At 58.3% G+C, this 6,035-nt stretch carries 4 protein-coding genes; all 4 read left to right on the top strand.

The annotated features are described in order from the left end of the window. Window positions 1–1,981, top strand: a 1,981-nt coding sequence (locus AC3GOJ_RS08045) for a coiled-coil domain-containing protein (RefSeq protein ID WP_488236946.1), incomplete at its 5' end; no start/stop codon positions are given. Window positions 1,982–1,983: 2 nt separating this feature from the next. Beyond that, entirely contained in the window at window positions 1,984–3,027 is a 1,044-nt protein-coding gene (locus AC3GOJ_RS08040) for a cell division protein ZipA C-terminal FtsZ-binding domain-containing protein (RefSeq protein ID WP_488236945.1), read from the top strand. A 9-nt stretch (window positions 3,028–3,036) separates the two neighbouring features. Continuing rightward, window positions 3,037–5,133 (top strand): NAD-dependent DNA ligase LigA, encoded by a 2,097-nt coding sequence (gene ligA, locus AC3GOJ_RS08035; RefSeq protein WP_488236944.1) that lies wholly within the window; start codon window positions 3,037–3,039, stop codon window positions 5,131–5,133. A 33-nt stretch (window positions 5,134–5,166) separates the two neighbouring features. Then, window positions 5,167–6,030 (top strand): UTP--glucose-1-phosphate uridylyltransferase GalU, encoded by an 864-nt coding sequence (gene galU / locus AC3GOJ_RS08030; RefSeq protein ID WP_488236943.1) that lies wholly within the window; start codon window positions 5,167–5,169, stop codon window positions 6,028–6,030. The last annotated feature ends 5 nt before the right edge of the window (window positions 6,031–6,035 follow it).

Below are 6,035 nucleotides of genomic sequence, written 5' to 3'. Positions count from 1 at the left end.
GCCGGCCTTGTGGCAGAAGATCCGTGTGACCAGTGGCTGGGAAGTGGCCGTTGAAGCGGTGCTGCGCGAGCGGCTGAAGGCCGTGGCCTGCGGACAACAGGATCTGCCGGATCTGGAGCGCTGGTTTGCCGAGCCACCGGCATTGCGTCTGACGCTGCTGCTGCCGGACAGTGCGGGTCAGGAAAGCGTAGGGCAGGAAAATTCACAGGGGCCGGATTCGCTTATGGCACAGGTGGAATGTCTGGATGCCTCGCTCAAGCCGGCACTGAGCCGCTGGTTAGCTGATGTCCGTGTGGTTCAGGATCTGGTATCGGCGCGTGCGCAACAGGCCCAATTGGCGACCAACGAGCTGTTGGTTACGGCAGCCGGTGTGCTGCTGGATCGCTATAGCGTGACCTTCTTTGCACCGGATGCGGCCGACCATGGGTTACTGGAACGTCAGCAGGAGCTGGAAACCACGCAGGCCCGGGTGGCGGCACTGACGGGCCCGTTGGAAGACGCCAATCAAGCCGTGGAAGCGGCACGGGAAGGTTTGCGTTCGGCCAGAATGGCCCTCGAGGCCCTGCGTCAACTGGCGCAATCCGCCCAGGCCGAACAGAACCGTTATGCACTGGATTACGAAAAACTGGCCCAGGCCGTGCGCCATTACGAAGAGCGGGTGCGTTCGCTGGATGCCGGCCGTGATGAACATCTGATCGAGCAGCAGACCGAACAGGCGCGTCTGGAAGAGCAGCATGCGCTGCTGGAGAATCTGGAATCCGCCGTGACGGTTGCCCAGAGCTCGCTGACCGAGCGACTGTCGGTGCGGGAAGCCGCCAGCCGTGCGCTGCGTGATGCCCGTGATGCCATGGTGAAAGTGGAGCGCGACGTGCAGGAAGCCGAGTTCTCCTGCCGGGAGTGTCAGACGCGTCTGGATGATCTGAGAAATCAGGCCCGTTTGTCGGTGGACGAATGCCGCCGTATTGATGACAGTCTGGCGCAATCGAAGACCGAGCTGGCGGGTGCCGATGGGGATGAGCTGCGCGAAAAGCTGGAAACCGCGCTCGTGTTGCGGGCGGAAAAAGAACAGGTGCTGGCAGACATTCGTGACACGGCCGAAAGCAAGGCGGGTGAATTGCGCACACTGGAAGAAGGCCGACTGCGAATGGAGCAGCAGCTGGAGCCGGTGCGTGCCCGGATTAACGATCATCAGCTGAAACATCAGGCCGCCGAGCTGGCCGCGGCACAGTATGAGGGGTTGCTGACCGAAGCGGGCTGTTCACCCGAACAGATCGAGCACCTGCTGGCCAATGTCGGTGATGTGAAGCCGGGCCCGCTGCAGTCGTCGATTACCCGGATTCAGCGTGAGATTGAGGCCATGGGCCCGGTGAACCTGGCGGCGCTAGTCGAGCTGAACTCGGCACAGGAACGCAAGACGTATTTGGATGCCCAGTCGGATGATCTGCTGCGTGCCATGGAAACCCTGGAAAACGCCATCCGTCGCATTGACCGTGAAACGCGCAGTCTGTTGCAGTCCACCTTTGATGCCGTCAATCAGCATTTCGGCACCTTGTTCCCGAGTCTGTTCGGGGGGGGTGAGGCGCGTCTTATCATGACGGGTGATGAAATTCTGGACGCCGGGGTGCAGGTGATGGCGCAGCCGCCGGGTAAGAAGAATTCGACGATTCATCTGCTTTCCGGTGGCGAAAAAACGCTGACGGCGATTGCGCTGGTGTTCTCGCTGTTCCAGCTGAATCCGGCACCATTCTGTCTGCTCGATGAAGTCGATGCGCCGCTGGATGATGCCAACACCGTGCGTTTCTGCGAGATGGTGAAACGCATGTCGGACAAGACACAGTTCCTGTTCATCAGTCACAATAAGATTGCCATGGAAATGGGCAATCAGTTGGTCGGTGTGACGATGCAGGAATTCGGTGTGTCGCGGATCGTCGAAGTGGATATGGAAGAAGCGCTGCAAATGCGCGAAACAACGGTGGGTTGATCATGAACGAACTACAACTGAGTCTGTTGGGGCTGGGGCTGGGCGCGATTGTTCTGGTGCTGATGTATAACCGTTGGCAGGAACGCAAACATCGTCAGCGTCATGCGCCGGCACCGGAAAATATCGCGGAACAGGAAGCGCCTATGGAGTCTTCCGGTGAGCGGCAGGAGCCCATGTGGGACCAGGATAATGCAGGCGCAGCGAATCCTGATTCGACTGCAGTACCGTCGGTTGAACCAGCGCTGACCATGCCGGAGCCTGTGGCTGCTTTGACTGAAGCCGAAACCTGGGTGGATGCGATTGCCACGCTGCGTTTTTACGAGCCACGAAGTGCCGGTTCGATCCGTGAGACTCTGAACCAGATGGGTCCGGAGCGCTTTGAACGTGTCGAGTTCTACACTGCGGATGCGTGGCATCGCGCAGAATCACTTCCGGCCGAAGCCCTGGTCAGTAATCTGCGTTGTCGGTTGCAACTGGCATCCCGCCGGGGGCCGCTGGCACCGGAAGCTATTCATGGCTGGATGCGCTCGCTGGAAAGCCTGGCGCAGATGTTGTCGGCCGGGCTATCGGTCGAATCCGAGGCCAAGCTGGTTGATCGTGCCGTGAATCTGGATGCGTTCTGCGTCCGGGTGGATACCCTGATCAGCATGAACCTGAAGCCGCGTGAAGATGCTGCGCTGGCTTTTGCCCGATTGTCTGGCGATGCTGAAGGGTTTGGTCTGATCGGTGCTTATCCGGCCTATGCGCGTACCGGCGCAGATGATTCGGTGAGCTTCCAGGTGCAGGCAGATGCGAATAGTGGCCTGGTATCCTTCGTCATGGATTTTCCGCATGTCTTGCGGCCGGATGCGGTGGTGACTGACATGTGTGACATGGCCAGAAATCTGGCGGGGCATCTGAACGCCGAGATTGTGGACGATACTGGTCGGCCCTTGAATGACGAGGGCCTGGCACTGCTAACCAATCAGGTGGTTCGCCTGAATGCGGTGCTGCAGGCACAGGGGATTGAGCCCGGATCTGCCCTGGCTCGACGTCTGTTCTCCTGATACGTGATCGTGCAGGACGCTTTTGATTTTGGTGACACGGCGCCGCCAGCAGGCTCTCGCTGCGAAATCTTGCGGACACTGCTCAATCGCTATGCGCATGCCTACTATGTCTGTGATGCACCGGAAGTGCCGGATGCCGAATACGACCGACTCTATCAGGAGCTTGAGGCGCTCGAAGCCGCAGATCCGAGCCTGATTACGCCGGATTCGCCGACGCAACGGGTGGGCGCACCGGCGTTAACTTCGTTTGCACCGGTACGTCACACCGTGCCTATGCTCAGTATCCGTACTGAAACCGATACAACGGCAGGCGGGGCGCAGGCCTTTGATGCTCGGGTTCATCGGGAACTGGGATTGTCTGAGGATGCGCTTCCCGTTGACTATGCGACAGAACTGAAATTTGACGGTCTGGCCATCAGTCTGCGTTACGAGCGGGGATTACTGGTACAGGCGGCGACCCGTGGGGATGGTGAGACGGGCGAAGATGTGACACAAAATATCCGGACCATTCCGCAGATCCCGCTCCGCTTAACGGGATGTGATGCCGAGGTGCTGGAAGTCCGCGGTGAGGTGTATATGCGCCGCGATGATTTTGAAGTGCTCAATGAACGTCAACGTGCCCTGATTGCCGCCGGTGCTAAAAACGAAAAAACCTTCGTCAATCCGCGCAACGCTGCTGCGGGTGCGGTACGCCAGCTGGATTCTGCCGTTGCTGCCAAACGCCCATTAAGCTTTTATGCCTATGGCCTAGGCGATGTCGTGGGCTGGCACATCCCCTCAACGCACAGCGGACTCCTTGATGCACTGGCATTGCTGGGGTTGCCGGTCTGCACCCATCGTGCCGTGGTACAGGGGGCTGATGGTCTGATGGGTTTCCATCAAAGAATTGCCGCGTTGCGCGATGCACTGCCCTTCGATATTGATGGGGTGGTCTACAAAGTCAATGATCGGCGCTTGCAGCAGCAACTGGGTTTTGTCACGCGCGAACCCCGCTGGGCCGTTGCCCATAAATATCCGGCGCAGGAACAGCTGACGCAATTGCTGGATATTGATGTACAGGTCGGTCGTACCGGTAAGCTGACACCGGTCGCTAAACTGGCTCCCGTGTTTGTCGGTGGCACGACCGTGAGTAATGCCACGTTGCATAATGAAGATGAGACACGTCGTAAGGATGTGCGTGTTGGTGATACGGTGATCGTTCGGCGGGCAGGGGATGTGATTCCCGAAGTCGTTGGCGTGGTCCTTGAACAGCGTCCGACAGACGTTGGGCCCCCCTTCGATTTGTATGCCCGATTGCAGGGGCGGTGCCCGGTATGCAGCAGCCCCATTGAACGCGAAGCCGGAGAGGCCGATTGGCGTTGCACCGGCGGCCTCACCTGTCCGGCGCAACGTAAGCAGGCGCTGCTGCATTTTGCCGGTCGCCGTGCGATGGATATCGAAGGCCTGGGAGATAAGCTTGTCGACCAGCTGGTGGATGCCGGTGTGATTGGTTCGATGGTTGATCTCTATGATCCGCAACGCTTAAACCTCTCCTCACTTTGCGCGCTGGATCGCATGGGCGAAAAGAGTGCGCTCAATCTACTGGCAGCAATTGAGCACAGCAAGACAACCACACTGCCGCGCTTCCTTTTCGCCCTGGGGATACGTCATGTCGGTGAGGCGACGGCGAAGGATCTGGCGCGACATTTCGGATCCGTGGAACGGTTGATGGCAGCATCTGAGGCAGCCTTGCTGGAAGTGAATGATGTCGGCCCGATCGTGGCGGCCAGTCTGCGCCACTTTTTTGATCAAGCGCAGCATGTAGCCGTGGTACGGCAGCTGCAAGCGGCAGGTGTGCATTGGCCAGAGGTTGTCGGGCAGGCCAGTGATAGTCCACGGGCCCTGTTGGGTAAAACGGTGGTGCTCACCGGTACCTTGCCTCATCTGAGTCGCGATGAGGCGAAAGCCATGATTGAAGCCGCTGGCGGTAAGGTGTCCGGATCGGTTTCCGCCAAAACCCATTTTGTGGTGGCCGGCGAGGCGGCTGGTTCGAAGCTCGAGAAAGCGCTCAGCCTCAATGTCGAGGTCCTGGATGAAGCCGGCCTCCTGAAACGATTACAATCCTGAAATATCGCAAACACGATGCATACGGAGCCATTGATGAAAAAAGTGCGCAAGGCAGTATTTCCTGTGGCGGGTCTGGGTACCCGTTTCTTACCAGCGACCAAGGCTAGTCCGAAGGAAATGCTCACGGTGGTGGACAAGCCACTGATTCAGTATGCAGTCGAAGAGGCTGTTGCCGCCGGTATTACCGAAATGGTGTTTGTCACGGGTCGAAGCAAACGTGCCATCGAAGATCACTTCGATAAAGCCTATGAGCTTGAAAGTGAATTGGCCCAGAAGAACAAGTTGGCGCTGCTTGAAGTGGTTCAGAACATTCTGCCCAAGCACGTGAATTGCATTTATATCCGTCAGTCTGAGCCTCTAGGTCTGGGCCATGCCGTGTTGTGCGCCAAACCGGTGATTGGTGACGAACCCTTTGCCGTGCTTCTGGCCGACGATTTACTGGATGGTGAAACACCGGTGATGAAGCAGATGGTGGATTGTTATGACTACTACCGCTGCTCGGTCCTAGGTGTTCAGGATGTCCCGCGCGCCGATACCAAGAGCTACGGGATTGTTGATGCCCGCACGGTGTCAGAGCGGCTGGAACAGGTTAATGCGATTGTCGAGAAGCCGGATCCGGCTGTGGCACCGTCGACACTGGCCGTGGTCGGTCGTTATATTCTGTCGGGCCGTATTTTCCATCATCTGGAAAACATCCAACCGGGAGCCGGGGGAGAGATTCAATTAACGGATGGGATTGCCAGTCTGCTGGCAGAAGAGCAGGTACTCGCCTATCGCTACGATGGTGTACGCTACGACTGCGGCTCCAAGCTGGGTTATCTGAAAGCGACGGTGGCCCTCGGTCAGCGTCATCCGGAAGTCGGCACCGAGTTCAGCCAGTATCTCGCATCCATTTAAACCTG

It is taken from the genome of Fluviibacter sp., assembly GCF_057744235.1.
Note: the sequence above shows the minus strand (reverse complement) of the source record. Positions and strands in the feature narration are given on the sequence as shown.